Annotated in this window: 22 protein-coding genes and 1 other RNA gene; 10 read left to right on the top strand and 13 right to left on the bottom strand. The window is 63.1% G+C overall.

Annotated features, from left to right (window positions below):
• Window positions 1-43: 43 nt before the first annotated feature.
• Window positions 44-1834, bottom strand: a complete 1791-nt coding sequence (locus AF337_RS20825; RefSeq protein ID WP_082336841.1) for an acetolactate synthase 3 large subunit — start codon at window positions 1832-1834, stop codon at window positions 44-46.
• A gap of 324 nt (window positions 1835-2158) precedes the next feature.
• Here AF337_RS20825 and AF337_RS20830 point away from each other — a divergent pair, with 324 nt between their 5' ends.
• A complete protein-coding gene (locus tag AF337_RS20830) occupies window positions 2159-4183 on the top strand; it encodes an ATP-binding protein (RefSeq protein WP_049733586.1) in 2025 nt (674 codons plus the stop codon).
• Here AF337_RS20830 and AF337_RS20835 read toward each other — a convergent pair.
• Window positions 4168-5082, bottom strand: coding sequence for a dihydrodipicolinate synthase family protein (locus AF337_RS20835; RefSeq protein WP_049733587.1), 915 nt, complete (start codon window positions 5080-5082; stop codon window positions 4168-4170). The genes AF337_RS20830 and AF337_RS20835 overlap by 16 nt on opposite strands.
• Window positions 5083-5104: 22 nt before the next feature.
• On the bottom strand, window positions 5105-5719 hold the full coding sequence (locus AF337_RS20840; protein ID WP_049733714.1) for a LysE family translocator: 615 nt from the start codon (window positions 5717-5719) through the stop codon (window positions 5105-5107).
• Window positions 5720-5816: 97 nt separating this feature from the next.
• Between AF337_RS20840 and pdxR the strand changes: the two genes are divergently transcribed.
• Window positions 5817-7328 carry a MocR-like pyridoxine biosynthesis transcription factor PdxR gene (gene pdxR, locus AF337_RS20845; protein WP_193393650.1) on the top strand — a complete coding sequence of 504 codons (1512 nt, stop codon included), beginning with the start codon at window positions 5817-5819 and terminating at the stop codon, window positions 7326-7328.
• A 21-nt stretch (window positions 7329-7349) separates the two neighbouring features.
• On the opposite strand, the gene AF337_RS20850 is transcribed toward pdxR, so the two are convergent.
• On the bottom strand, window positions 7350-7784 hold the full coding sequence (locus tag AF337_RS20850; protein WP_244471289.1) for a MarR family winged helix-turn-helix transcriptional regulator: 435 nt from the start codon (window positions 7782-7784) through the stop codon (window positions 7350-7352).
• A gap of 91 nt (window positions 7785-7875) precedes the next feature.
• On the opposite strand from AF337_RS20850, the gene AF337_RS20855 reads away from it, so the two are divergent.
• The gene (locus AF337_RS20855; RefSeq protein ID WP_049733590.1) at window positions 7876-8352 is read left to right on the top strand and encodes a cupin domain-containing protein; all 477 of its coding nucleotides are present in this window, start codon (window positions 7876-7878) and stop codon (window positions 8350-8352) included.
• Window positions 8353-8459: 107 nt separating this feature from the next.
• The gene (locus AF337_RS20860) at window positions 8460-9155 is read left to right on the top strand and encodes a lysozyme inhibitor LprI family protein (RefSeq protein ID WP_049733591.1); all 696 of its coding nucleotides are present in this window, start codon (window positions 8460-8462) and stop codon (window positions 9153-9155) included.
• Between the two features lie 15 nt (window positions 9156-9170).
• On the opposite strand, the gene miaA is transcribed toward AF337_RS20860, so the two are convergent.
• On the bottom strand, window positions 9171-10067 hold the full coding sequence (gene miaA, locus AF337_RS20865; RefSeq protein ID WP_082336842.1) for a tRNA (adenosine(37)-N6)-dimethylallyltransferase MiaA: 897 nt from the start codon (window positions 10065-10067) through the stop codon (window positions 9171-9173).
• Here miaA and serB point away from each other — a divergent pair.
• Entirely contained in the window at window positions 10066-10956 is an 891-nt protein-coding gene (gene serB / locus AF337_RS20870; protein WP_049733593.1) for a phosphoserine phosphatase SerB, read from the top strand. The two genes, miaA and serB, sit on opposite strands and share 2 nt — an antisense overlap.
• A gap of 315 nt (window positions 10957-11271) precedes the next feature.
• Here serB and AF337_RS20875 read toward each other — a convergent pair whose 3' ends face one another.
• From AF337_RS20875 to AF337_RS20895, 5 genes are all read right to left on the bottom strand, one after another.
• Window positions 11272-13008 (bottom strand): Do family serine endopeptidase, encoded by a 1737-nt coding sequence (locus AF337_RS20875; RefSeq protein ID WP_049733594.1) that lies wholly within the window; start codon window positions 13006-13008, stop codon window positions 11272-11274.
• Between the two features lie 207 nt (window positions 13009-13215).
• Complete coding sequence (hflC, locus tag AF337_RS20880; protein WP_049733595.1) at window positions 13216-14175, bottom strand: protease modulator HflC; 960 nt, start codon at window positions 14173-14175, stop codon at window positions 13216-13218.
• Between the two features lie 3 nt (window positions 14176-14178).
• Complete coding sequence (hflK, locus tag AF337_RS20885; protein ID WP_049733596.1) at window positions 14179-15264, bottom strand: FtsH protease activity modulator HflK; 1086 nt, start codon at window positions 15262-15264, stop codon at window positions 14179-14181.
• Window positions 15265-15413: 149 nt separating this feature from the next.
• Complete coding sequence (locus tag AF337_RS20890; RefSeq protein ID WP_049733597.1) at window positions 15414-15932, bottom strand: dihydrofolate reductase; 519 nt, start codon at window positions 15930-15932, stop codon at window positions 15414-15416.
• Between the two features lie 13 nt (window positions 15933-15945).
• Window positions 15946-16740 (bottom strand): thymidylate synthase, encoded by a 795-nt coding sequence (locus AF337_RS20895; RefSeq protein ID WP_049733598.1) that lies wholly within the window; start codon window positions 16738-16740, stop codon window positions 15946-15948.
• A gap of 111 nt (window positions 16741-16851) precedes the next feature.
• Between AF337_RS20895 and ssrA the strand changes: the two genes are divergently transcribed.
• The 4 genes from ssrA to AF337_RS20910 all read left to right on the top strand — a co-directional run bounded on the left by ssrA (window position 16852) and on the right by AF337_RS20910 (window position 18423).
• Window positions 16852-17214, top strand: a transfer-messenger RNA (tmRNA) gene (gene ssrA, locus AF337_RS39310).
• Window positions 17215-17342: 128 nt separating this feature from the next.
• A complete protein-coding gene (locus AF337_RS20900; protein ID WP_049733599.1) occupies window positions 17343-17858 on the top strand; it encodes an SspB family protein in 516 nt (171 codons plus the stop codon).
• Window positions 17859-17907: 49 nt separating this feature from the next.
• Window positions 17908-18102 carry a DUF4169 family protein gene (locus AF337_RS20905; RefSeq protein ID WP_049733600.1) on the top strand — a complete coding sequence of 65 codons (195 nt, stop codon included), beginning with the start codon at window positions 17908-17910 and terminating at the stop codon, window positions 18100-18102.
• 102 nt (window positions 18103-18204) lie between these two features.
• The gene (locus AF337_RS20910) at window positions 18205-18423 is read left to right on the top strand and encodes a ribbon-helix-helix domain-containing protein (protein WP_049733601.1); all 219 of its coding nucleotides are present in this window, start codon (window positions 18205-18207) and stop codon (window positions 18421-18423) included.
• A gap of 55 nt (window positions 18424-18478) precedes the next feature.
• Here AF337_RS20910 and AF337_RS20915 read toward each other — a convergent pair whose 3' ends face one another.
• The 3 genes from AF337_RS20915 to AF337_RS20925 all read right to left on the bottom strand — a co-directional run bounded on the left by AF337_RS20915 (window position 18479) and on the right by AF337_RS20925 (window position 24987).
• Window positions 18479-22183 carry an AsmA family protein gene (locus AF337_RS20915; protein ID WP_049733602.1) on the bottom strand — a complete coding sequence of 1235 codons (3705 nt, stop codon included), beginning with the start codon at window positions 22181-22183 and terminating at the stop codon, window positions 18479-18481.
• 89 nt (window positions 22184-22272) lie between these two features.
• Window positions 22273-23685, bottom strand: a complete 1413-nt coding sequence (locus tag AF337_RS20920) for an FAD-binding oxidoreductase (RefSeq protein ID WP_049733603.1) — start codon at window positions 23683-23685, stop codon at window positions 22273-22275.
• Between the two features lie 267 nt (window positions 23686-23952).
• Entirely contained in the window at window positions 23953-24987 is a 1035-nt protein-coding gene (locus AF337_RS20925) for an aldo/keto reductase (RefSeq protein ID WP_049733604.1), read from the bottom strand.
• A 92-nt stretch (window positions 24988-25079) separates the two neighbouring features.
• Here AF337_RS20925 and AF337_RS20930 point away from each other — a divergent pair, with 92 nt between their 5' ends.
• Window positions 25080-26003 carry a LysR family transcriptional regulator gene (locus AF337_RS20930; protein WP_049733605.1) on the top strand — a complete coding sequence of 308 codons (924 nt, stop codon included), beginning with the start codon at window positions 25080-25082 and terminating at the stop codon, window positions 26001-26003.
• The last annotated feature ends 183 nt before the right edge of the window (window positions 26004-26186 follow it).

A 26186-nucleotide genomic window follows, 5' to 3' on the forward strand; every position in this document is an offset into this window, starting at 1 on the left:
TCGAAAACGATTTTCGGAAAGGATTATGCGCAAATTAAAAATGTCAGACGAGCGCGCGGCCCTTGGCGTCGATCGCATTGGCGACCGCTTCGTCGGTGGCTTCATCAGGCAGCAGCATTTCGTTATGCGCCTTGCCGGAGGGGATCATCGGGAAGCAGTTGGCGAGATTGGCGACCCGGCAATCGAAGATCACCGGCTTCCTGACCTCGATCATCTCCACAATGGCGTCGTCGAGTTCATCGGGCTTTTCGCAGCGCAGGCCGACGGCGCCATAGGCTTCCGCCAGCTTGACGAAATCGGGCATCGCCTCGGTATAGGAGTTCGACAGGCGGTTGCCGTGCAGCAATTGCTGCCACTGGCGCACCATGCCCATATACTGGTTGTTCATGATGAAGATCTTGATCGGCGCATCGTGCTGGATCGCCGCCGACATTTCCTGAATGCACATCTGGATCGAGGCGTCGCCGGCAATGTCGATGACGAGGCTGTCGGGATGGGCGATCTGCACGCCGAGGGCCGCCGGCAGGCCGTAGCCCATCGTGCCGAGGCCGCCCGATGTCATCCAGCGGTTCGGCTGCTCGAAGCCGAAGAACTGCGCCGCCCACATCTGATGCTGGCCGACTTCGGTGGTGATGTAGGTATCGCGGTCCTTGGTATGCGCATAAAGCCGCTCCAGCGCATATTGCGGCATGATGACGTCATTGCTCCTCGTATAGGCGAAGGAGTTGCGCGCCCGCCAGCGGGCGATATCGGTCCACCAGTCTTCGAGGCGGTTCTTCTCCGGCTTCTTCGGCAGCGCCCGCCACAGGCGGACCATATCTTCGAGGACATGGCCGACATCACCGCGGATGCCGATATCGACACGGACGTTCTTGTTGATCGAAGACGGATCGATATCGATATGGATCTTCTTCGAATTCGGGGAAAAGGCATTGAGGCGGCCGGTGATGCGGTCGTCGAAGCGGGCGCCGATGCAGACCATGACGTCGCAGTCATGCATCGCCATGTTGGCTTCGTAGGAGCCGTGCATGCCGAGCATCTTCAGCCAGTTCTTGCCCGAAGCCGGATAGGCGCCGAGGCCCATCAGCGTCGAGGTGATCGGGAAATCGGTGAGTTCGACCAGCTCGCGCAGCAGCTTGGAGGCCTCGGGGCCGGAATTGATGACGCCGCCGCCGGAATAGATAATCGGACGGCGCGCAGTCGCCATCAGCTCGATCGCTGCATGGATCTGGTTGAGGTCGCCCTGAATCTTCGGCTGATAGCTCTTCTGGATCGTGTAATCGGCGGGCGGCGTATAGGTGCCGGTCGCAAACTGCACGTCTTTCGGAATATCGACGACGACGGGGCCCGGACGGCCGGACTGGGCGATGCGGAAGGCCTCGTGAATGATGGCGGCGAGCTGGTTGACGTCCTTGACCAGCCAGTTGTGCTTGGTGCAGGGCCGGGTGATGCCGACCGTATCGCATTCCTGGAAGGCATCGGAGCCGATCAGTGGGGTCGGAACCTGACCGGTCAGGCAGACGAGCGGGATCGAATCCATCAGCGCGTCCTGCAGCGGCGTGACCGCATTGGTGGCGCCCGGACCCGAGGTGACCAGCATGACGCCGACCTTGCCGGTGGAGCGAGCGTAGCCTTCGGCCGCATGGCCTGCCCCCTGCTCGTGACGGACGAGGATGTGCTTGACCTCTTCCTGCTGGAAGATCTCGTCATAGATCGGCAGAACCGCGCCGCCGGGATAGCCGAAGATATGTTCGACGCCGTTGTCCTTCAGCGCCTTGAGAACGATCTCCGCTCCCGTCATCCGATTGCCTGCCGCCTGATTGTCCGTGCTCATCTGTCTGTTCCGTTTATGCTGGGATTTGCGTTTGTGGCCGGAAGCCCGAATTTCGGGCATAAAAAAAGGCCCCGGAGGAGCCTGTCATCTAGCGCATGGGTGGCTACCGCCGGATGGTTACACCATCCTGCCCATGCGCTTTCCCACCACGATAAGAGCCGTTGCGATTTTCATGGTCGGAAGTGATAGACAGAAAATTTCGCAGCGTCAACGCATGCCGCAATAAAAATCCATCCGCCCTCCTTTACCCTCTAAAAACCATGGTTTGAAGGATTTGTTAAAGGATGGACTTTATCATTAATCCCCATTGTAGGGAGTAGCCCTGTGCTCAACAACGACTTGCGCGTGTCTGGCAAGGCAGGCGAGCATGACCGCCGCGATGGCCATGCGCCGGGAAATCGCTTTCTCGGCCGCGTCGTTGCGTGCAGCGGATCCAGGGCAACAATTGCCGCCGTCGCCGAACAGGGCGGCACCGATCTTACCGAACTCTGGTCCGTCGGCCGGCTGATTTCCATCAGCGTCGGCCGCAACCGCGTCGTTGCCCTCGTCTATCAGATGAACACTGGCAGCCATGCCTGGGGCGAAGGCGAGGACAATAATTTCAAGATCGAGACCGAGCTGCTCGGGGAAGTCCGTGTCGACGAGGACGGGCGCGAGGAATTCTCCACCGGCATTTCGCGTTATCCCTATCTCGGCGCCATCGCCCACCGCATCCGCGCCGCCGACCTAGTGCGCATCTACGATGCCGGAGAGGATACGACCGCCGTCATCGGCAAGCTGACGCAGGACGAAAGCATCGATGCGGCGATCCACATCCCCTCGATGCTCTCCAAACATTTCGCCGTCGTCGGCTCCACCGGTGTCGGCAAGTCGACGGCCGTGTCGCTGCTGCTGCATAAGGCGATCGCAGCCAACCCGAAGCTGCGGGTGCTGATCCTCGATCCGCACAACGAATTCGCCGCCGCATTTCCCAAGCACGCCGTCACCATCGATACCGATACGCTCGACCTGCCCTTCTGGCTGATGCGGCTGGAGGAATTCGCCGAAGTCGTCTTTCGCGGCCGCCCGCCGGTGCCTGAGGAACTCGACATGCTGCGCGATATCCTGCCGGAAGCCAAGCGCGCTTTCCGCGGCAGCGACAACTCGCTGGTGCGCCGCACCACGGAAAAGAGCTCGATCACCGCGGACACCCCCGTTCCCTACCGCATGGCCGATCTGCTGGCGCTGATCGACGAGCGCATCGGCCGCCTTGAAGGCCGCACCGAAAAACCTTTCCTGCGGTCGCTGAAGATGCGCCTCATCGCCGCGATCAACGATCCGCGCTATCACTTCATGTTCTCCAACAACACGATCAGCGACACGATCACCGAGACCATCGCGCAAATCTTCCGCGTTCCCGGCGAAAACCGGCCGATCTGCACCTTCCAGCTGGCCGGCATTCCCTCCGAGGTGGTCAATTCGGTCGCCTCCGTGCTCTGCCGCATGGCTTTCGAGGTGGCGCTGTGGAGCGAAGGCGCCATCCACATGCTCGTCGTCTGCGAGGAAGCCCACCGCTATATCCCCTCCGATCCGACCCTCGGCTTCGTGCCGACGCGCCAGGCGATCGCCCGAATCGCCAAGGAGGGCCGCAAATACGGCGTCTCGCTGGGGATCATTACCCAGCGGCCGGGCGAACTCGACCAGACGATCCTGTCGCAGTGCTCGACGCTGTTTGCCATGCGCCTCGCCAATGACCGCGACCAGGAAATCATCCGCTCGGCCATCCCGAACTCATCGATCTCGACCACGAGCTTTATCTCCTCGATCGGCAATGGCGAGGCGATCGCCTTCGGCGAGGCGATCAGCGTGCCGATGCGCATGCGCTTTTCCCGCGTCGACGAGAGCCTGCTGCCGAAGGCTGCCAGCGCCAACAGCAAACACAGCGAGGAAGATCCGGATACGGTCGATCTGCGCAAGATCGTCACCCGCATGCGGGCGGTGACCGTCGGACCCGACATTTCGAATTTCCAGCAGAGCTATGCCGCATCAGCGCCAGCCCCCGACGAGGTTGATGCGACCGACGAGGATATCGACGACAAGCCCTATGCCTCGCCTGCCCCGCCATCCGCCCCGCTCGAATCCTACCGGCGCGAATTGCTGCCGCAGGCGCCGCGGCTCGACCCCGCCGCGCCGTCGGCGATCGATCCCCGGCTGGACGCGCTCCGCCGCGAGATGCGCCGCGAAGAACCGGTCTTTCCCCGGCCGGCACCGCCAACGGATCAGCCCGCGGTCACTCGCAGGGAGCCCGGCACATCGCTACGCGAAAGCATCCTGAAAAAACCGCTGAGCAGCCTCTACAACAAGGATTGACGCTCCAGGGCTGCGAGCGGCTCGGCAACGTCGAGCACACGCTGCCGCTCCGTCGGCCCAAGTGGCAAGAGAGGCCGCGGCAGCTCTGCTTGGACCAGCAAAAGATGCTCGGCCAGGGTATAGACCACACGGATGCTTCCGAATTCCTTGAACATCTTCCAAAGCGGCTCAAGCAGCCCATTGAGCCTGCGCGTCTCATTACCGTCGCCTGCCGTCGCCGCCTTGGTCAAGGCAAGTGCCGTGCGCGGCAGCAAGCCGCCGACGACGCTGTACCAGGCATCGGCGCCTGAGAGCAGCGCCTCGGGCGCACCCCAGTCACCGCTATAACCGATCGCGAGATCGGTCTTTCCACGCAATGCCGCGAGTTCCCCTCGCACATCGCCGTCGGCCGGCAGCGGCATCTTCACCGCCCCTATCGTCTCGATATCGGAGAGGCGCTGCAGAAGCTCATGGCTGAAGGTGAAGTGAGTCGTGCCGGGATTGTTATAGATGCAAAGCGGCAGCGCCGCCGCCTTCGTGACCGCCAGGAAATGCTGGTAGGCTTCCTCCTGGGTCAAAGGCGTATAAGAGACCGGCGCCAGCAGAAGCGCATCCGCGCCGGCCATTTCGGCATCCCTCGCAAGATCGCAGGCGTGGTCTGTCCTGAGAGCGCCGACACCGACGACGATGGGAATACGCCCTTTAACGCATTCGACCGCCGCCCTGACGGCCCGCAACCGTTCCTCGCGTGTGAGGTAGGCATAGATCCCGGTGCTGCCGAGAAGACCGATGGAGGCGACGCCCGCATCACGCAAAGGCTCGAGAAGGCGGCAAAGGGCCTCGGTGTTCACCCGGCCATCCGTGTCGGCGGGGGTTGGCGGAAAAGCCGAAAGGCCATGAAACGGAGACACTGAAGACATGATGCGATCCTGAGAAAAGCGGTCAATGGGAGAACAGCAGGCGCGATCCGGCGCCCGCGAAGAAGACGGCGAGGCTTCCCTCGATCCAGCGGCGCGCCCGCGCGTAGCCGCGCACCATCGGCGCCGTCGAAAACAGCACGGCATAGCCGGAAAATATCGAGATCCCGAGGAGCACGCATCCGCCAAACGCCGTGACGGCCGTCTCGGGCGAGGCGCCAGGCTTAAGACCGAGCGACATGATCGCGACCCAGGCCAGAACCGCCTTCGGGTTTCCGAGATGCATCAGAATCCCGCGGCGATAGAGCACGCCGAGCTCCGCAGCAGGCTGGGCGAGTTCACCCGCCGGCGCATCCGGGGCGGCCGCCGAGCGAGCCGCTTTCCAGGCGAGCCAGAGGAGGTATACGCCGCCTGCGATCTTGAGGACCAGCAGCGCGTGGGCATAGCGGACAAGCAGTGTCGAAATGCCCGTGACCGCGATCAGCCCCCAGCATGTCGACATCGTTATCACCCCGGCGGCAAGCGCCAGGGCCGGCCGCCGCCCTTGGCGCATCGCTACATTCATGATGGCCATGTTGCTTGGCCCGGGACTGCCTGCCGCGATGACATAGGCGATATAGACGACGAGAAGATCCTGCATTTCATTCTTTCCGGAAACATCCACTTCGCTTCCTTCTCCTCAAAAATTGGTCCATCATGAAGCGCCATTTTCAAGAATTTTCATGGGCCATTTTGTCATGTCCAAGCGGCGCAGCTCCATCGAGATCCCGTCGCTCAAAGCCATCGACCGAACGGCCGATGTCGGCCGCCAACTTGCCCAGGCCCTGCGCAGCGCGATCTCAAGCGCAGAGCTCAGGCCGGGCGAACGCCTCCCTTCGACGCGCACCCTTGCTGCGTCCTTGAAGATAGCCCGTGGCACCGTCGTCGGGGTGTTCGATCAACTGACCGCCGAAGGTTATCTCGAAGCGAAGGTCGGGGCCGGAACCCGTGTTGCCTCGGCCCTGGTGGACGCGACGCCGGCGTTTCCGCCCGCACCGGCAGCGCCGCCGGGCGCCGATGCCATCGACCTGCCGTCCCCGGCGGCCCGGCTGATATCGATCGCCCGCGCGCTCATCCCCCACCCGCCCATTCCCTTCGCCATCGCCGTCCCGGCTTCCGGCATCGCGCCCGACGACAACTGGCGCCGCCTCGGCAATCGCGTGCGCGCGTCGAAAGCGGCAGCCCCCGGAAGCTACCAAGATCCGATGGGACTGTACGAACTGCGGGTCGCTATCGCCGACCACGTCCGCCGCGCACGGGCCGTTCACTGCGAACCGGAACAGGTGATCGTCACGTCGGGCACCCAGCAAGGCCTCTACCTGGCGGGGCGTGTGCTGCTGTCGCGCGACGATCCGGCATGGGCTGAGGATCCGGCCTATCCCGGGCTGACGGCCGTGCTCGACGATCTCGGCGTACGGACGCACCGCATCCCGGTCGATGCGCAGGGAATGAACGTGGAACGCGGCCTCGAACTTTGCCCGCAGGCGCGCGCCGCCTTCGTCACCCCGTCGCATCAATATCCGGTCGGCATGCCGCTCAGCATGGCCCGCCGCAACGCCCTGATCGCCTGGGCAGATCAAAACCGCGCCTGGATCGTCGAGGACGATTACGACAGCGAGCTGCGTTATGCCGGACACCCCTTCCCCTCGATGCAGGGCTTGCGTCCCTCTCGCGTCGTCTATCTCGGCACCTTCAGCAAGGTGCTTTTTCCATCGCTGCGCCTCGGCTATGTCATCGCCCCTGCTCCGCTCGCGGAAGCCTTCGCCGGTGCCCGCGCCATTCTCGACCGGCACTCGCCGACCGCAGAACAGCACGTTCTGGCGGCCTATATGAGGGAAGGCTATTTCGAAGCCCATGTCCGCCGCATCCGCGGCCTCTATGCCGAGCGCCGCGCAATCCTGCTCGCAAGCCTCGAGCGGCCCTTGCCTGAGGGATGCCGCATTCAGCCGAGCGACCAGGGCATGCACATTCTTCTGTGGCTGCCCGAGGGGGCCGACGACGTGCAACTCGCAGCCCGTGCCCTGTCGGCCGGCCTCGCGGTGCGGGCAATCTCCCCGATGTATGCCACGCAGCCGGCGCGCCCGGGCCTGATGCTGGGCTTCGGCGGATTTCTGCCGGAGCAATTGCAGGCCGCGGTCGGCGAACTCGTCAGACTGCTGAGGCTGCGTGAAACGGCAGACAAGCGCACATATGCCGCTGTGAAAGAGTGAGGAATTTGCAAATGGCTTCGGCTAGCGCGCCAATGGACTGTCCCAGACGACAAACAGCAGCGCTTTGAGTTGGGCGAAACGCTCCGGACCAAGCTCGGCGCGCCACTCGTCCTCGATGTCGCGCAAGATGTCGACCATCTTCGAGAATGCGGCGTGTCCACGTTCGGTAAACCGGACGATGCGCGCGCTGGCTTCACCCGGAACGTCGGAGCGGACGATATAGCCGAAACCCTCGAGGCTGCGGAGCAGCTGGTTGATCGCCTGCTTGCTCATGCCGGAGCGCTCGGCGATCGTGCCCGGCCGTGCTCCGTCCGGCCCTGGAAACTGCAGGACCGCCATATGCGGCAGACGCAGCTCGTCAAAACCGGCGGCGTTCAGTCCTTTGATCAGCCGGCGCTGGATCGCCTGGGCCGGCACGCGCAGCAGGGCGCCGATCAGCATGTCTTCGGTTCTCACTGGCAAGCCTTCATGGATGGCGGCATTGACGATCCGGTAAATTGAGTTTACTGCTAAGTAGTAAATGTAGTTTACCGGAGGAATTTCCAAAATGCCACAGAGAACCATCGATCCTCGCGTTAATCCTTCCGATGAAACCATTGGCACCAAAGGGTTCGCGGTTCGCTTCCTGCTGACTGCGGACAACTCGAACGGAAGCGTTGCCGCCTTCGAGCTCATGGTCCCGGCCGCGCTACGACTGCCGGCCCCGGCGCACAGCCACGACCACTACGAAGAGACGATCTACGGCCTCGAGGGAGTGCTGACCTGGACGGTCAACGGAAAACAGATCGACGTCGGGCCGGGGCAAGCGCTCTGCATTCCGCGCGGCGCCGTCCATCGGTTCGACAACAACGGCAGCCAAGACGTGAAGGCGCTCTGCGTGGTCACGCCGGCAGCGATCGGACCGGAGTATTTCCGCGAGGCTTTCGCGGTGCTCAACGCAGCGAACGGTGGTCCGCCGGACCGGGCCAAGATCGCGGAAATCATGCGCCGTCACGGCCTTATGCCAGCGGCGCCCCCGACATAGAGGCCGGTGGGGCGATGTGAACTGACGGCTACGCATTGATGAGTCCGCGCCCTGATGCGAGTGTGCGTTGCGCCGTGGGAGACGGCAGCTTTTCGGAGAGGGCGATCGTGAAATCCATCTTGAACTTCATCATTGTCTTCAGCGTCGGCGTTCTTCTCGCGACGGCGGCGGGGGCTGCCGGCTTCGACTGCTCCAAGGCGGGCAGCGCCGATGAAAAGATCGTCTGCAGCGACAGTCAGCTCTCCCGGCTCGACGAGCTTTTCAACCAACGCTATGCCGCTCAGAAAAAAGCAGCGCCCGACGAGGATAACGTCCATACGGCCCGCAATTTCCTGGCGGATCGGCGCGATTGCGGCGACGACAGGTCGTGCATTCTGAGCGCCTATCTCGCCGTCCTCTGGAATATCTCGCCTGACAAAACCGATTTCATGCAGGGGGTTTCAGCCCAGTCTCTTGCAGGCAGCAAGCTGCCCGAGGCGACCGCGATCCCTGAGAAGGCCGGTCGCTGTGCGACCACATCGGTTCTTGAAGTCCATCCCCGCCTCGACAATGGCGGCGCGGCTGACGATGCGGACTTCGATAACGGCACGGGTATCGATTATGCCAATGACGGCTACCAGGTCTCTTATAACAGGGAGGAAGCGCTGATCAGATCGAAGCCCGGAGATTTGGTCACCATGTGCCTGGTCGAGATCGACCGCGATTGCAGCCCCGACGAGGGCGGGAGGCTATTCCTCGTCACCAACGGCCGCACCCATGAAAGCTGGATTCTGCCCGATGCCCAGCACAAGTGCGGCGGCTGACGGGTTCGCCGCCAGCTAAAGCGTCAGCCGCTCCCAGCTCCCGTCCATCTGGTTGCGGAACCATGTCATCTGACGCTTGGCATATTGCCGGGTCGCCGCAGCGCCCTTCTCCAGCACCTCGTCGCGGGTCATCTCGCCGCTCAGCATCGCCGCGATCTGCGGTACCCCGATCGCCTTCATCACGGGCGCCTCGGCGGGCAGGTCGAGCGCAAGCAGCGCCCTCACCTCGTCTTCCGCGCCTTCGCGCAGCATCTTTTCGAAACGCCCGTTAATACGCTGATGCAGCACCGCCCGGTCCGGCAGCACGACGATCTTGCGAGCCTGGGCGGCGTCGATCACCACCGGTCCCGACCGGCCCTGGAAATCGGCGATCGACCGTCCCGTCGCCTTGATCACTTCTAGCGCCCGGACGATGCGCTGCCCGTCCTGGCGGTTGAGACTGGCCGCCATGGCGGGATCAGCCTCGGCGAGCTCGGCATGCAGCCCCTCCGGCCCCTCCTCCAGCAGCCGTGTCCTCAGGTCCTCCCGCAGCGCCTCAGGTATCTCGGGCATATCGGAGAGGCCGCCGGTCAGCGCCTTGAAATAAAGCCCGGTGCCGCCGACGAAGACCGGCAGCCGGCCGGCGGCCCTGAGCGCCGGCAGCAGCGCCGAGACATCGCGCAGCCAGCTGCCGGTGGAATAGGCCGCACCCGCAGGCACGTGGCCGTAGAGATGATGCGGCACGCCCTGCATCTCCTCTTCCGACGGGCGCGCGGTCAGCACCCGCAGCGTATCGTAGACCTGCATGCTGTCGGCGTTGACGACCGCGCCGCCATGGCGCTTGGCCAATTCGACGGCGAGCGCGGACTTGCCGCTGGCGGTCGGCCCGGTTATCAGGATCGCGTTCACTGTGCTCAGAAGGTTTTCCATCATGGCTCTCGTTGCCACGCTTGTTGCCAATCCGTCAAATCCCGTGCTGACACCCAAGATCGCCGAACAGGCGGCCGAAGCGGTGAACGCTTCCGGCCTCTACTGGCTGGCCGACGGCATCGCCTGCGACATCGCGCTGCGTGACGGCACGGATGCGCAAGCCGCCGAGGCCACTATTCTCGCCGTCATATCAGGCGCGCCGATCGACCTCGTCGTCCAGGAGCAGGAGAGCCGCCGCAAGAAACTGCTGATCGCCGACATGGATTCGACGATGATCGGCCAGGAATGCATCGACGAACTTGCCGCCGAAGTCGGCCTGAAGGAGAAGGTGGCGATCATCACCGCCCGCGCCATGAACGGCGAGATCGCTTTTGAACCCGCTTTGCGTGAACGCGTCGCCCTGTTGAAGGGCTTGCCGATATCGGTCGTCGACGAAGTGATCGCCAAGCGCATCACGTTGACGGCGGGCGGCCCGGAACTGATCGCCACCATGAAGTCGAAAGGCCATTACACCGCCCTCGTCTCCGGCGGCTTCACCGTCTTCACCAGCCGCATCGCCGCCACACTCGGCTTCGACGAGAACCGCGCCAACACGCTGCTCGAAGACGGCGGCATCCTCTCCGGCTTCGTCGCCGAACCGATCCTCGGCAAGCAGGCGAAGGTCGATGCGCTGAACGAGATTTCGGCTCGCCTCGGCATTTCGCCTGAGGATGCGATCGCCGTCGGCGACGGCGCCAACGACCTTGGCATGCTGCACCTCGCCGGCGCCGGCGTCGCCCTCCACGCCAAACCGGCTGTTGCCGCCGAGGCGCAGATGCGCATCAACCACGGCGACCTGACGGCGCTGCTCTACATCCAGGGCTATAGGAAGACGGATTTTGTGATGGGTTGAAGCCGACACGGCACACACCCTCCGCCTTCACCCGCGTGTCCGTGGCCGCCCCCCTCTGCCCTGCCGGGCATCTCCCCACAGGTGGGGAGATCGGCTGGGCGCACCCGCTTCCCCAATTAATCAGCGTCCAGCACGACGAAACTGTAGATAGGCAGGGGGGCGCAGGCCGCTTGCGATCTCCCTCCTTGTGGGGGAGATGCTCGGCAGGGCAGAGGGGGTACCACACGGCACGCCCTCTCCTTCCTTGTCCAGCGCTTGTCACGGGAACGAGGGGTAGAAACCGCAGCGGCCAATCAAATCACCGCCGCAATTCCCCTACTCCATCGGCACCGCCACGAACCGCAGATCGCCATTCGCCGATGCGATCATCAGTTGGGCGTTGCGGCGGCCTTCCTGTTTCAGCGACTTCACCTTCGCGGCGACCGCATCCGGCGACTTCATGAACTCCTGCGCCACCTCGACGATCACATCGCCGGGCTTCAGCCCTTTTTCGGCCGAGGCGGAGCCGGGCGTCACCTCCGTCACGACGACACCGTCGACGCTCTCGGCAATGCCGAAAGCCTTGCGCGTCTCGGCGCTCAAAAGCGACAGCGACAGGCCGAGCACATTCTTCGGCGTTGATGCATCCGGTGACACCTGGCCCTGATGTTGGTCCGGCGCCGGTGCACCCGGTGCGGGCTGGGCCTGATCGCCGGAATCCGGCTGGTCCATGTCGTTGTTCTCGTCGGGATCCGGGGTGATCACGCCGTCATCCTGCGAACCGTCGGGCGCCGCATCGCCGGATGCCGCCGCCTGATCGCTGTCTTCGAGCCGGCCGAGTTTCACCTTGACGGTCTGCTCCTTGCCGTCGCGCAGCACCACCACGTCGACTTCCTTGCCGACCGTGCTTTCCGCCACGACGCGCGGCAGATCGCGCATTTCGCTGACGGTCTTGCCGTCGAATTTCAAAATGACATCGCCCGCCTTGATCGAACCGTCATCGACGGGGCCGCCCTTGATGACGCCGGCGACCAGCGCGCCCTTGGCACTGTCGAGCCCGAGGCTGTCGGCGATATCGTCGGTCACCGGCTGGATGCGCACGCCGAGCCAGCCGCGCCGCGTCTCACCATATTCACGCAATTGGTCGACGACGCCGGAGGCAAGCTCGGAGGGTACCGAGAAGCCGATGCCGATCGAGCCGCCGCTCGGCGAAATGATCGCCGTGTTGATGCCGATCACCTCACCCTTCATGTTGAAGAGCGGCCCGCCGGAATTGCCTTTGTTGATCGCTGCATCCGTCTGGATGAAGTTGTCATAAGGGCCGGCATTGATGTTGCGGCCGCGTCCGGAAATGATGCCGACCGTCACCGAACCGCCGAAGCCGAACGGATTGCCGATCGCCATCACCCAATCGCCGATCCGCATTGTGCTGGAATCGCCGAATTTTACCGACTTCAGCGGCGTCTTCGGCTCGACCTTCAGCACCGAAAGGTCAGTCTTCGTATCTGTGCCGATCAGCTTTGCCTTGAGCTTCGAACCATTGGCGAAGTTGACTTCGATATCGTCGGCGCCCTCGATCACATGGTTGTTGGTAACGATATAGCCGGTCGGGTCGATGACGAAGCCGGAGCCGAGCGAGCTGACATTGTGATTGCCGCCCTTATTGCCCTGTTTCTTGTCGAAGAAGTCGTTGAAGAATTCCTGGAACGGCGAGCCGTCGGGCGCGCGCGGCGCTGGGCCGACGCCCTCGTCGTCCTTCACGTTCTGCGAGGTCGAGATGTTGACCACGGCGTCGAGCAGCCCCTCGGCCAGATCCGCGACCGAAGCCGGACCGTTGTTCGGCACTCCGGCTTGAATTGGTGCGGCCGGCTGCGGCGCAGCGGCTGCAGCCGGCGTGGGTGCAGGAGCAGTCGTTTCCGGAGTAGCCGGAGCGGGTGCGACAACTCCTGGCGCTGTCGTATCAGGCGCGGTTTGCCCATAGGCGACCCCGTTCATGCCGGCATGCGCAAGAATTGCAGCGCTGGCCATAAACGCGAGCGTTCGTCTGAAGGGCGAGCGATTCGTGGGGGCCATCAAGCTTCCTCATAAGGGGTAAATGCGCACATTGAGCACCAGCATAAGGCGGAATGATGGAGGGCGAAATCACCTTTTCGCGAAATCCCCGTGCAATATGACTTACCCTCGCAAAGGCCTGATTATCTCGACCTTTCCACGAAAAAAGGGCCGGCACTCGGGCCGGCCCTTTCAGGATTGTCGGGATGCGAGCGGCACCCCTTGCCGTCAGTTCGCCGGCTGGGCGGGTGCTGCGGGAGCAGCCGCACCGGGAACTGACGCGGCCGGATTTGTCGGCGGTTGCAGGGCGCCGGCGGCATTGTCGAAATAGCGGAAGAATTCCGTATTCGGCGACAACACCAACGTTGTATCCTGCGACGATAGCGCTGAGGAGTAGGCGGCCATCGAGCGATAGAATTCGAAGAAAGCCGGATCCTTGCTGAAGGCGTCGGCGAAGACGCGGTTGCGTTCCGCATCGCCTTGACCGCGCAGGATTTCCGCGTCGCGCTGGGCGCCCGCGGTGAACTCGACGACCTGGCGGTCGGCGACGGCCCGGCGCCGCTGGCCTTCTTCATTACCCTCCGCGCGGATACGCTCGGCTTCGGCCAGGCGTTCCGAGCGCATGGCGTTATAGGTGTTGGGCGCAACCTCGGGAGAAAGATCGGTGCGGCGGATGCGAACATCGTCGATATGCAGGCCGAGATTTTCGGCATCCGTGCGCAGGTCGTCCCGGATTTCCAGCATCATCGCGACACGCTCTTCAGAAAGCGCGGCATTGTAGTCGCGCAGGCCGTAGACGCGGCGCAGCGATGAATCGAGCTGTGCCCTCAGCCGCGCTTCCGCGGCCTCGCGATCGCCCGACACCGTTTCGCGGAAGCGGCGAACATCCGAGATATTGTAGATCACGAAGGCATCGACGTCGAAGGTCTGGCCGTCCTGAACCTGAACGCGGATATTATCGAGATCGAGCCTCAGCGCCTGCTTTTCCACAAGCTGGACGCGGTCGGCATCCATGAAGCCGAAGGGCAGCTTGAAATAGATGCCGGGTTCGGTCTTGACCGACTGGATCTGGCCGAAGCGGACGACGATCGCCTGCTCGCGTGCATTCACCACGAAGATCGACGAATAAAGCCCGACCAGCACGATGGCGAGGATGAGGAGAATGATGGGAAGTCTGTTCGATGTCATGGTTCAACCTCCCTGCTGCGCCGGCTTGCCGAGCTCATTGAGCGGCAGATAGGGCAACACACCCTGCTTCTCGTCGATGATGACCTTCTTCGAGCTCTTCAGCACCTGTTCCATCGTTTCGATGAACAGCCGCTTGCGGGTCACTTCTGGAGCTTTCGTATATTCGTCGTTGATCGCAGTGAAGCGCTGCGCCTCACCTTCCGCCTCCTTGACGACACGGTTCTTGTAGGCGGCCGCATCTTCACGGATTCGCGCCGCATCGCCTCGTGCCTGGCCGAGCTTCTGGTTCGTGTAGCGGTTGGCATCTTCGATCGTGCTGTCGCGGTCACGGCCGGCACGCTGCACTTCTTCGAAGGCATCGGCGACTTCGCGCGGCGGCGCCACGTTCTGGATCGTCACGCCGGTCACGGTCACGCCCGCGCCGTAGCGGTTCATCGTATCCTGCACGATATTGAGCACATCCACTTCGATCGGCTGGCGATTGCTGCGGAAGGCGTCCTGTGCCGGACGACGCCCGACGATTTCGCGCATGGCGCTGTCGGAAACCTGCTGCAGGGTCTCTGCCGGATTTTCGACGTTGAAGAGATAGGCCTTCGGGTCGCTGACCGTGTAGAACACGGCGAACTGCACATTGATGACGCTCTTGTCGCTGGACAGCATCAGGCCGTTCGACGACGACGCAGACGTCGCCCCGATATTCAGCTGTTGCACGGTCACCTTGACCGTCTCGACGGATTCCATCGGCCAGAAATGGAAATGCAGGCCGGGCATCGAGATCTCTTCCTTCGGCTTGCCGAAGCGCAGCTCGACGCCGCGTTCGTCCGGTTGCACCACGTAGACGCACTGGATCAGCCAGAAAACCGCAACGACCGCCGCGACGATCACCGCCACGCCGCCGTTGAAACCGCCGGGAACAATGTTGCGCAGCTGGTCCTGACCGCGCCGGATGATATCTTCCAGATCGGGCGGTCCGCCCTTGCCGCTGCCACCGCCCCGCGGGCGGTTCGGCCCCTGGCCCCATGGTCCCTGATTATTACCGCCGCCGCCGCCCCAAGGGCCGCCGCCGCCATTCTGATTGCTCCAGGGCATCAAAACCTCGTTGTTCGTTAAGTCTTCCACGCATCCGGAACCGTGGGGGCTGACCGGTGGATGCGTTGGTGACCGTTATAGGTATCGCCGCATCGGCTTTCAACGCAACGTGAGAAACTTGGTCAATTTAATTGGAAAATAGTTCATTTTCAGGCGTGGCGGCGCTCATAGACGACGTAGCGCGTGGGATAACTGTCCTTCTCGCCGGCCGGGACCGCGATAGGCTCCCCTGCCCGCCAGATGTCGGGATCGATCGCAGGGAACGATGCGTCTCCGTCGAGATCGGCCTCGACATGGGTGATGCACATCCGGTCGGCCAGGCCGATCGCCTGGGCATAGACCTGCCCGCCGCCGATGATGCAGATCTCGTCGACACCAGTTTCGCGCGCCAGTCCGTCGGCCGTCGTCATCGCCTCCGGCAGCGAATGCGCCATGGAGACATCGGGATGGTCTATCGCCGCCTGCCTGGAGATGACGACGTTCGGCCGCCCTGGCAGCGGCTTGCCGATCGATTCAAAGGTCTTGCGGCCCATCACCACAGGCTTGCCCAATGTCAGCGCCTTGAAGCGCTTGAGATCGCTCGACAGCCGCCAGGGCATGTCGCCGTCGCGGCCGATGATGCCGTTGCGGGCAACGGCGACGATAATGGTCCTGCGAATATCGGCCATGGAATGTCCCGGATCAGACGGCGATCGGCGCCTTGATGCTGGCATCGGCCTCGTAGCCGATCAGCTCGAAATCGTCGAAAGTGAAGCCGAATATGTCCTTCACGTCGGGATTGATGCGCATGAAGGGCAGAGGCTTCGGCCGGCGCGCCAGCTGCAGCTTCGCCTGGTCGAAATGGTTGTGGTAGAGATGGGCGTCGCCCAGCGTGTGGACGAAATCGCCGGGCTTCAGCCCGGTGACCTCAGCCACCATCATCGTCAAAAGCGCATAGGAGGCGATGTTGAACGGCACGCCGAGGAAGATGTCGGCCGAGCGCTGATAGAGCTGGCAGGAGAGCTTGCCTTCGGCGACATAGAACTGGAACAGGCAATGGCAGGGCGGCAGCGCCATCTCGTCGACCTCGGCCGGATTCCAGGCAGAGACGATGTGGCGACGCGAATTCGGGTTGTTGACGATACCTTTGACGAGATTGGCGATCTGGTCGATATGGCCTCCGTCAGGCGCTGGCCAGGAGCGCCATTGGGCACCGTAGACCGGGCCGAGATCGCCGTTTTCGTCGGCCCACTCGTCCCAGATGGAAACGCCGTTCTCCTTGAGATAGCGGATATTCGTCTCGCCCTTCAGGAACCATAAAAGCTCATGAATGATCGAGCGCAGATGCAGCTTCTTCGTCGTGAGGACGGGAAAGCCTTCCTGCAGGTCGAAGCGCATCTGGTAGCCGAACACCGAGCGGGTGCCGGTGCCGGTGCGGTCGCCCCGGTCGGAGCCCTTTTCAATCACATGGTTGAGGAGATCGAGATATTGCTTCATGGCGCGCTGATTCCGTTTGAGCTAATTTATGCTACCAGCAGCAGGAAACCAGTCACCGGCGGGCATTTTCCCAATGTTTCTGATGCGGTGCATTACGCTTTTATGACGTTGGCCCTTTCCTTGGGCTGAGGAAACCACTATATCACCCCTGCCGGCTTTCGGGCCGGCTATGGCGATAAACGAGCGGTGTAATAAACCTATTGGACCCGGGGGCGGTACCCGGCGCCTCCACCAAAAACCGGCGGCCACGAAGGCCGGCTTTTGATGGGGGCGAAACAGGATCGACAAGGGTGTAAAGATCGTCTTTTTGCTCGGCATTGTACCGCCGTTATCGGGCTAAAATTGTAGTTGCAAACGACAACTATGCGGAAGCTCGTCTCGCTGCTTAATCGCGGTGTGACACTTCAATCAAAGCCCTAGTGGTTCGCACCTCTAGGCGGGGTCCGAAGGCACCTGGCAACAGAAGCCTTCACCTTCTCCCTGCCGCCGAAATCATGTATGCTGCTGAAAAACGTGACTCGGCTCCGGTCTTTCCCAAGGCGCCCGGACGTGGCATATAACCTTGTGAAAAGACTTCCGAACCGACGAAAGACAGGAAAAGCATGGGGCAGGATCATATCCGCTACGACATTCTGGCGCAGGATGCACTTCGCGGCGTCATCCGCAAGGTTTTGGCGGAAGTCGGAGCGACGGGCCGTCTGCCCGGCGACCATCACTTCTTCATCACCTTCCTCACGGGTGCCGCCGGCGTACGCATCTCCCAGCACCTGAAGTCGAAATATCCCGAGCAGATGACCATTGTCATCCAGCATCAGTTTTGGGACCTGAAGATCACCGAGACGCATTTCGAGATCGGCCTTTCCTTCTCCGACGTTCCGGAAAAGCTGGTCATCCCGTTCAATGCGATCCGCGGCTTTTACGATCCTTCCGTCAACTTCGAGCTCGAATTCGACGTGCCGCTCGCCGATGGCGAGGAATTGCCGTCAGGCGAGATCACAGCCTATCCCGTCGACGCGGCAGGAAAGCCCGAAGAGGCCTCGGCCGCAAAACCCGCCGATGGCGAAGAGAAGAAGCCAGGCTCGGTCGTCTCGCTCGACTCCTTCCGCAAGAAGCAGTGATTTCAAAGGGAGGCCAGGCCTCCCTTTTTCATAAGGATTCAGGCCCCGCATGAGCGCCGAAATCGTCAATCTGCGCCAATTCCGCAAGCAGCAGGCCCGCTCCGAAAAGGAGGCGCAGGCCGAGCAGAACCGCATTTCCTTCGGCCGAACCAAGGCCGAAAAGCAGCTCACCCGCAGCCTGAACGAGAAGGCCGACAAGGCTCATCGCGCCGGCCGGATCGAGACGGATGACGACGGAGCCTGACACTTTCACGCAGAACTTGAAGAGTCGGAATCGATTCCAAGATCAGCCACTTATGCGGCTTTACTGAATCAATCCGCGAAAACCAAACCGAGATGCCGCTTCATGATCCGCAAGCATTCTGCGACATTGCACGGCCATCGCACCAGTTTTTCCCTCGAAGACGAGTTCTGGGCTGAGCTGAAGACGATCGCCGCAGGCCGCGCAATGCCGCTCGCCGCGCTGATTTCGGAGATCGATGATCATCGGCCGCCGGACAGCAACCTGTCCTCGGCACTCCGGCTGCATGTGCTCGCCTGGGCGAAAGCCGGCGCTGCGGCATAAGTCCTTAAATCGGACTCGATTTACGCCGCGCGCTGTAATCGAATCCCGCGCATATTCATTGCGCCTGAACGCCCGGCACCTGGTCGAAATTGAGCGAACCGGGCGGCCCGCTGCGCCGCGCCGCTTCCGCCTCGGCGGCAGCCCTCGCCTGCGCATCCGCCTTGGCTTTGGCCTCGGCTGCGCGTGCCGCCTCCGCTTCGGCGAGCGCCTTCTGCGCAGCCGCTGCCTGCGCCAATGCGCGCAGCCGCTCTTCCTCCGCCTGCCGTTGCTGTTCGATTTCGGCCGCCCTGACGCGCTCGGCGTCGTTGAACCGGTAGAGGGCCGCCTCGCGGCGCAACCGCTGCTTTTCGAGTACGATGGCTTGCAGCCGCTCGACGCGCCGGCGCTCGCGCTCAAAGGCGCGCAGCGACAGATAGCTGGTGATATCGGTCACATCCATCGTCTTGCCGGGCGACGGCAACATGCCGGAAAAATTCAGCCTGAGCGCCGGCTCCGCGCCGGAAAGCGCTTCCGTGCCCGGAATGAGCCCGACGCCCAACGTTGCGCTGATCCGTTCCTCCGGCAGCGCGATCTGCGCATCGGCGGTGATGCGGGCGAGATCGTTGGCGATGGCGACATTCTGCACGCGCAACGTCCCATCGGCGATATTGAAGGGGATGCCGAGCGGCGGCAGCTTCGCCTCTCCGTTGCTGAGCAGCGTCTCGACGATCGGATGCACCTTGCCGGCATTGATCTGCTCCTGCATCGTGTCGGTCGCGGCAAGCAGCGGCGGAAGGATGGCGAGGTTCAGCCCGCGTATGCTGCTATCTCCGAGCCTCAGTTCGCCCGAACCGTTCAGCGAACTGGCGATCTCGCCGATGGTCTTGCCCGAGGCTTCCATCGACAGCGACAATCCGAATTTGCCGTTGGCGATCGGTGCGCCGTCGCGCAGCCAGACGACGCCGGCAAGATCGGAATCGGCAAGCGCAAGCTTCGTCTGCAGGAAGCCGGTGCCGTTGGCATTGGTGAACAGCAGATTGCCGGAGAGCTTTCCGCCGTCCCAGCTGCCGGCCATGTCGTTGAGCTGCAGCTCGTCGCCCTTGTAGGCGACGTTGCTGGTGAAGTCGGTGACTGCCGTTTCCGGCAGGCCGGGCCAGAACTGCTTGGCCGTCAGCTTCACGTTGACGTCGAGATCCTTGAAAACCGGCAGCCCGAGCGGCGCCGTCGTCAGCGCGCCATTGGCGGGATCGACGATCTGCCCGAACACCGCCTCGCCAAGCCAGCCGGCATCCGCCTTGGAGAGCGTCAGTTCGCCGCTCGCCGTCGTCTTCGCAGCCTTCCGGTCGAAGCTCAGCGCGCCTGAAAACTCGTTGTCGGCCGCATGGCCCTTGAGATCGGACAAGACGATCTTGTCGCTGTCGACGCCGGCATTGACCTGCAGGCCGAATGGCAGCCCGGTTCCCGTCTGCGGCAGGGCGATGCCGTTCATGATGAGATAGGGATCGATATCGGCGCTGTCGAGCGAAAGCGCGATCTGGCCGTTCATGAAAGTCTCCGGCCGGACATCGACCTTGCCGTTGGCGGTAAACGAGGTCCGGTCGGTGGCAAAAGTCAGCGCGGCATCGGCGGGATCATTGCCCGATGCCTTCACCTTCAGCGTCAGGCGGCCGTTGGCGCCGACATCGACCGGCAGCGGGTCGAGCCCGGCCTGGCCGAACAGGATGGACGGCACGGCATTTTCGAGCGTCGCCTCGAGGCTCGTGGTCCCGTTGCCGGTCAGCGCCAGCAGGTCGGACATGCGGTAATCGAGATTGACGCGGCTGCCGTTCGCAACACCGGCAAGCGTCACCGTCAGCGCGTCGCCCTCGTCGCCGCCGAGCGTCAGCGCGCCGCGCAGCGCCGTATTACCGTACCAGCCGGCATTTCGCACCAGCCGGTCGAGCACCGGGTGATGCGGCAGGTGCTCGCGCAGCATGGTGAAAAAGCCGCCGGGATCGGCCGATTTGAAGGTGATCTCACCGGCGCCCTTATAGTCGAGCAGCGAGCCTTCCGCCCTGCCCGTCGCCGTCAGTTCGGCGCCTGCGATATTCTTGATCGACAGCCGGTCGACGGCAAGCGCCCCGTCGGCGATGGTGAAAGTGGTCTCGACATTCTCGGCATCGACACCGAAAGCGGTGAACTTATCGGCCTTGAGCTGGGCGGCGATCTTGTGGTCGAGCACGTTGTCGCCGGCATCCTGGCCGGTCATCAGCCCGCTCAGCGCCTGCAGCGCATCGAGATCGAGCGTATCGCCGTTCAGTGCCACCGACAGCGTCGGCGTCTGGCCGGAGATCGCCTGCCGCTCCAGCCTGCCCTTCAGCGTCGCCGGTCCCATGGCGATCTCGAGATTTTCGAAACGCTGCAATTCGGGTGTCAGGCTGACATTGGCGGAAAAGCCGGCCTGCCGCAATTGCCGGATGGCCGGATCGACCGCGCCGGCAAGCCAGGAGGCAAGCCCCGTCGGCTGGCTGGAGGCCACCACGATCTGGCCGTTGAACGAGGCTTCGCCCTGCAGCAGGAGCTTGCCCTTGCCTTCCACCTGCGTGCGCCCCGGCAACGTGCCGGTGGCGCTGTCGATCATCCAGCCGGTACCGGCCGGCTCCAACTCCAGCTGCACGTCGCGCAGCGTCGTATCGCCGGCGACGATCGCCGGCAGCTTGACGCTCGCCTTTCCAGGCACCTGCGGGATCGGCACCTGCCGGATGACATCGATCAGCGAGCTCAGCCGCTGGCGTGCCGAGACCGCCGCATCGCGCGTCGTCTTGCCGGCCGCGCCCTGATTGCCGATGCGGTTGACGTCGATCTGCTGCCCGTCGGCGGTCAACAGGAATTCCGGCGCATTGCCGGTGTCGAGCGTCGCCTCGCCGGTGATGACATAGGGATCGTCCGTCGGGCCGATCTCCATTCGGTATTCGGGAATGCGGATGCGTTCGTTGGTAAGCTCGAAGCGGCCCTTGACGCGGGGCGGCTGCTCTTTCTTGTTGGCAGGCCTGGCGCTGTTGCGGTTTTCGATCGCCGCTGAAAGCTGGCCCTGATAGTTCGGCTTGCTGTCGACGAGCTTCAATTCGCCGTCGAGATCGACGCTGACAGGCTGTTTGTCCGGCGAAAGCTTCGTGCGCATGCGCAGCACGCCCTTCTCGTCCGGCTGGCTGCTCGATATCACAAAGTTGCCGTGCTCGCCATCAAGCGCCGCATCGCCCTCGATGCGCCAGGGGCCGGCCAGCGACTTGGCCGACATTTCCGCATTGAGGCCTGTGATCCGGCGGGAGCGGCCCGACTGGTCGTCGATGAACTCGACTTCGCCGCCATTGACATGCACGTTCTCGAGAACGACGGTTTTCGCCGGTATTTCGGCGTGGCTGCCGCGCATCCAGTCGAGCGTGCCGTCCTTGAGCAATCTGAGGCGCACCTTCGGATTGACGATGCGCATGTCGAAGATCAGCGCCTCGCCCGACAGGAAAGGCGCAAGCTCCGCATCCATGGAGAACTGCTCGACCTTGACGATCGGCGTGCCGTCCGCTTCCTGGCCGACGCGCACGTCATGCAGCGTGACCGACGGAAACGGCAGCAGACGCGCGTCCACCGTGCCGTAGACGGTGACTTTCTTGCCGATGATGCGGCTTGCCTGATCCTCGAAATTTTTGCGGAAATCCGTCCAGTCGATGAACAGCGGCGCAAGCAGCGCCACAAACAGCGCTACGACGATCACTCCCCCCAGAAAGACGAGGAACCGGCCTACCAATGCAAGGATTCTCCATTCGGGATACTGTTGCCGACACTAGCGCTATTCATGCCGGGGGCAAGGCCCAAGTTCATGAGAATATTCCGTTTTCAGCCCTGGTGGAAAATCTTGCCGGGATTGAAGATATCGTCCGGATCGAGCGCCTGTTTCACCTGTCGCATCAGATCCACCGTGCCCCCCAGCTCCTGTTCGAGGAACGCCATCTTGCCCTGCCCGATCCCGTGTTCGCCGGTGCATGTCCCATCCATGTCGAGCGCCCGCCGATTGAGCCGCTGCACGAAGCTCTCGGCCTTGGCGATGTCTGCGGCGCTTTTGTCATCGAACAACAGCAGCACATGAAAGTTTCCGTCGCCGGCATGGCCGACGATCGGACCGAGCAGTCCATGCGCCTCGATATCGGCCTGCGTTTGCGAAACACAGTCGGCAAGCCGCGATATCGGAACACAAACATCGGTCGAAAGTGCGGCAAGCCCGGGCGCCAGCGCCCTTGCGGACCAATAGGCATCGTGGCGCGCCTTCCAGAGCTTGGTCCGCTCCTCGGCATTGGCGGTCCACAGGAATTCGCCCCCGCCGCATTCCGCCGCGATCTCGCCAAAGGCTGCCGATTGCAGCGGCACCGTCTCGTCGGTGCCGTGGAATTCGAGGAAAAGCGTCGGGCTTTCGGCATAGGAAAGCTTGGAATAGGCATTGCAGGCCCGCATCTGCACCGTATCGAGCAGCTCGATGCGCGCCACCGGAATGCCCATCTGGATCGTCATGATGACGGCGTCGCAAGCGGCCTTGACACTCGGAAAGGCGCAGGCGCCGCCGGCGATCTTCTGCGGGATCGCCTGCAGGCGCAGCGTCACCGAGGTCAGGATGCCAAGCGTGCCCTCGGCGCCGACGAAGAGCCGCGTCAGGTCATAGCCGGCGGACGATTTGCGGGCGCGCCGGGCCGTGCGGATCTCCTCGCCATTGGCGGTGACGGCGGTGACGGCAAGCACATTGTCCTTCATCGTGCCGTAACGCACGGCATTGGTGCCGGAGGCCCGCGTCGAGGCCATGCCGCCGATCGAGGCATTGGCGCCGGGATCGATCGGGAAGAACAGGCCGGTATCGCGCAGGTGGATGTTCAGCGCCTCACGCGTCACACCCGGCTCGACGGTGCAGTCGAGATCTTCGGGATTGACCTCGATCACCCGGTTCATGCGGCTGAAATCGATCGAAATACCGCCATTGGCGGCATTGACCTGACCCTCCAGCGAGGTGCCGACGCCGAAGCCGATCACCGGCACCTTGTGGGTCGCACATACCCTGACCGCAGCCTTCACATCCTCGGCGCTCTCGGCGAAGAGCACACCATCAGGCAGCTGCGGCGGGATGTAGGTGGTCGTGTGGGCATGCTGTTCGCGGAAGGATTGGCCAGTCTGGAAGCGCTCGCCGAAGCTTTGTTTGAGAATGCCGAGCACGGCTGATATTCCCGCCTCGTTGCGTGTGCCGGCCTTCGCGTCCTTCAGCGCCATCCCTTTGATCTCCCTGCAATTTCGCAGAAACCACAATGTGGCCTGCAGGCTACAGCGCCGCGCATCTTTTCAGACGCGCGAAGGCCGCTGTAGACCTTTAAATTTACTGCATAATTTCATCCTTAAATCGATTCCGATTTCAGGAATTATCCAGCAGGCTGGGTATGCGGCAAGTCAAAGCGGCTGTCCAGTTAAGATTGCCAGAAGATTTCATTCCCCGTTTGTTGTAGACCCATTGCCACACGCAAGTCCGCCATCCCCGGCGCCTCAGACGATCGGTGGGTTGAGCCGCGCAAAACCCTCCTGCCGCCGATAGGGGAAATAGGGATAGGGCGCTGTGACGGCGCTGACGGCGTCGAGCCTTGCGATCTCATCCTTCGAAAGGCTCCAGCCGACCGCGCCGAGGTTCTGCCTGAGCTGCTCTTCGTTGCGGGCGCCGATGATGACGCTCGAGACCGTCGGCCGGCCAAGCAGCCAGTTGATGGCGATCTGCGGCACCGTCCGGCCGGTCTCCTCAGCGATGGCGTCCAGCACCTCCACGATGTCGAACAGCTTCTCATTGTCGACCGGTGGGCCGTACTGCGCCGTTTCGTGCAGCCGGCTTGCCGCAGGCAGCGGCTGGCCGCGGCGGATCTTGCCGGTCAGCCGTCCCCAGGCGAGCGGGCTCCAGACGAGAGCGCCGACGCCCTGGTCGGCGCCGAGCGGCATCAGCTCCCATTCGTAATCACGCCCCGCCAGCGAATAATAGACCTGATGGGCGACATAACGCGGATAGCCGTGGCGCTCGGCGGCGGCGAGCGACTTCATCAGCTCCCAGCCGGCAAAGTTGGAAACGCCGACATAGCGGATCTTGCCTGAGGAAACGAGCCCGTCGAGCGTCGACAGCACCTCCTCGACCGGCGTCGAGGCATCGAAGGCGTGCAGCTGCAGGAGGTCAATATAATCGGTCCCGAGCCGGCTGAGCGCAGCCTCGGTGGCGCGGATCAGCCGCGCCCGCGACGTTCCCCAGTCCTGCGGCCCCTCGCCCGTCGGCAGCGCCGTCTTCGTCGAGATCAGCACGGCGTCGCGCCGGCCGCGGATCGCCCGGCCGAGCACCTCTTCGGAAGCGCCGCCCGAATAGACGTCGGCGGTGTCGAAGAGATTGACGCCGGCTTCGAGGCAGATATCGACCAGCCGCCGCGCCTCTTCCGCATCGGTATTGCCCCAGGCGCCGAACAGCGGGCCGCTGCCGCCGAATGTGCCGGCGCCGAAGCTCAACACCGGCACTCTGAGGCCGGATGCACCGAGATTTCTGTAGTCCATGGATCTGTCTCCTTCGTTTCCTATGAGATAGACCTCGGCAACCCGGTGATATAGATTGCCTGCCAGCAAATCATCTGTGACTTGAATTCAACATGAGCCGTCAGGACATCAACCGCTCCGGCGAAATGGAGGTCTTCGTCAGCGTCGTCGAGCGCGGCGGCTTTTCCGCGGCCGCCATGGCCCGGCACATGACGCCATCGGCCGTCAGCAAGCTCGTCGCCCGGCTGGAGAACCGCCTTGGCGCCCGCCTTGTCAATCGTTCGACGCGGAAGCTGCAACTGACGCCTGAGGGTTGCGCCTTTTACGAGCGCAGCATCGCCATCCTTGCCGATATCGCCGAGGCCGAGCGCCAGGCCTCATCAGGCGAGGAGGCCTCGGGCCGCATCCGCATCAATACCAGCGGCTCCTTCGGCAACCATGTGCTGGCGCCGCTGGTGCCGGCCTTCATGGCGCTTCATCCCGCCGTGACGCTGGATATTTCTCATACCGATGCGATCGTCGACCTGATGGAGGAACGCGCTGACATCGCCATCCGCGCCGGCCCCTTGAAGAATTCCAGACTGATTGCCCGCAAGCTTGGCGCCACCGGCAAGATCATTGTCGCCTCGCCCGATTATCTCAGGCATCACGGCGAGCCGCGCACGGTCGCCGATCTCCACCGCCACTGCCGCATCGGCTTTTCCTACGCCCGCGCCGTCGAAGGCTGGCCGCTGCGCGAAGGGAGCGAGACGGTAACGGTCCCGATCACGCCGGGCATACAGGTGGGAGACGGCGAAGCCTTGCGGCATCTGGCGCTGTCCGGCGCCGGTCTCGCCCGGCTTGCCGCCTTCACCGTGCGCGCCGATATCGATGCCGGCCGACTGGTGCCGGTGCTCGAAGCAGCCAATCCCGGCGATCTCGAAGAATTCTACGCCCTCTATATCGGCCAGGGCGGCCCGCTGCCGGCGCGCGTGCGCGCCCTGCTCGATTTCCTCGCCGAGCATGTGCGTCTCTCATCCATAAAAACAATGGCTTAAGGCGGCAGCTTGAATCGAATTCGCATTCCGGGCCGCGGAAGAGCCAGATTTCGCAATTGACCGCCGCTATTGCTGCTGACTATACCGAACCCAGCCGGTCCTTGCAGCCGGCCTCTCTTCGACATGCCGGAGCGTCCTTCCATCTTCAGCTTCAGGGCATGGCACCGGCCAGGAAAGATATGG

Source organism: Rhizobium ecuadorense, assembly GCF_001187535.1.
In the GTDB taxonomy this organism is placed as follows: Bacteria; Pseudomonadota; Alphaproteobacteria; order Rhizobiales; family Rhizobiaceae; genus Rhizobium; species Rhizobium ecuadorense.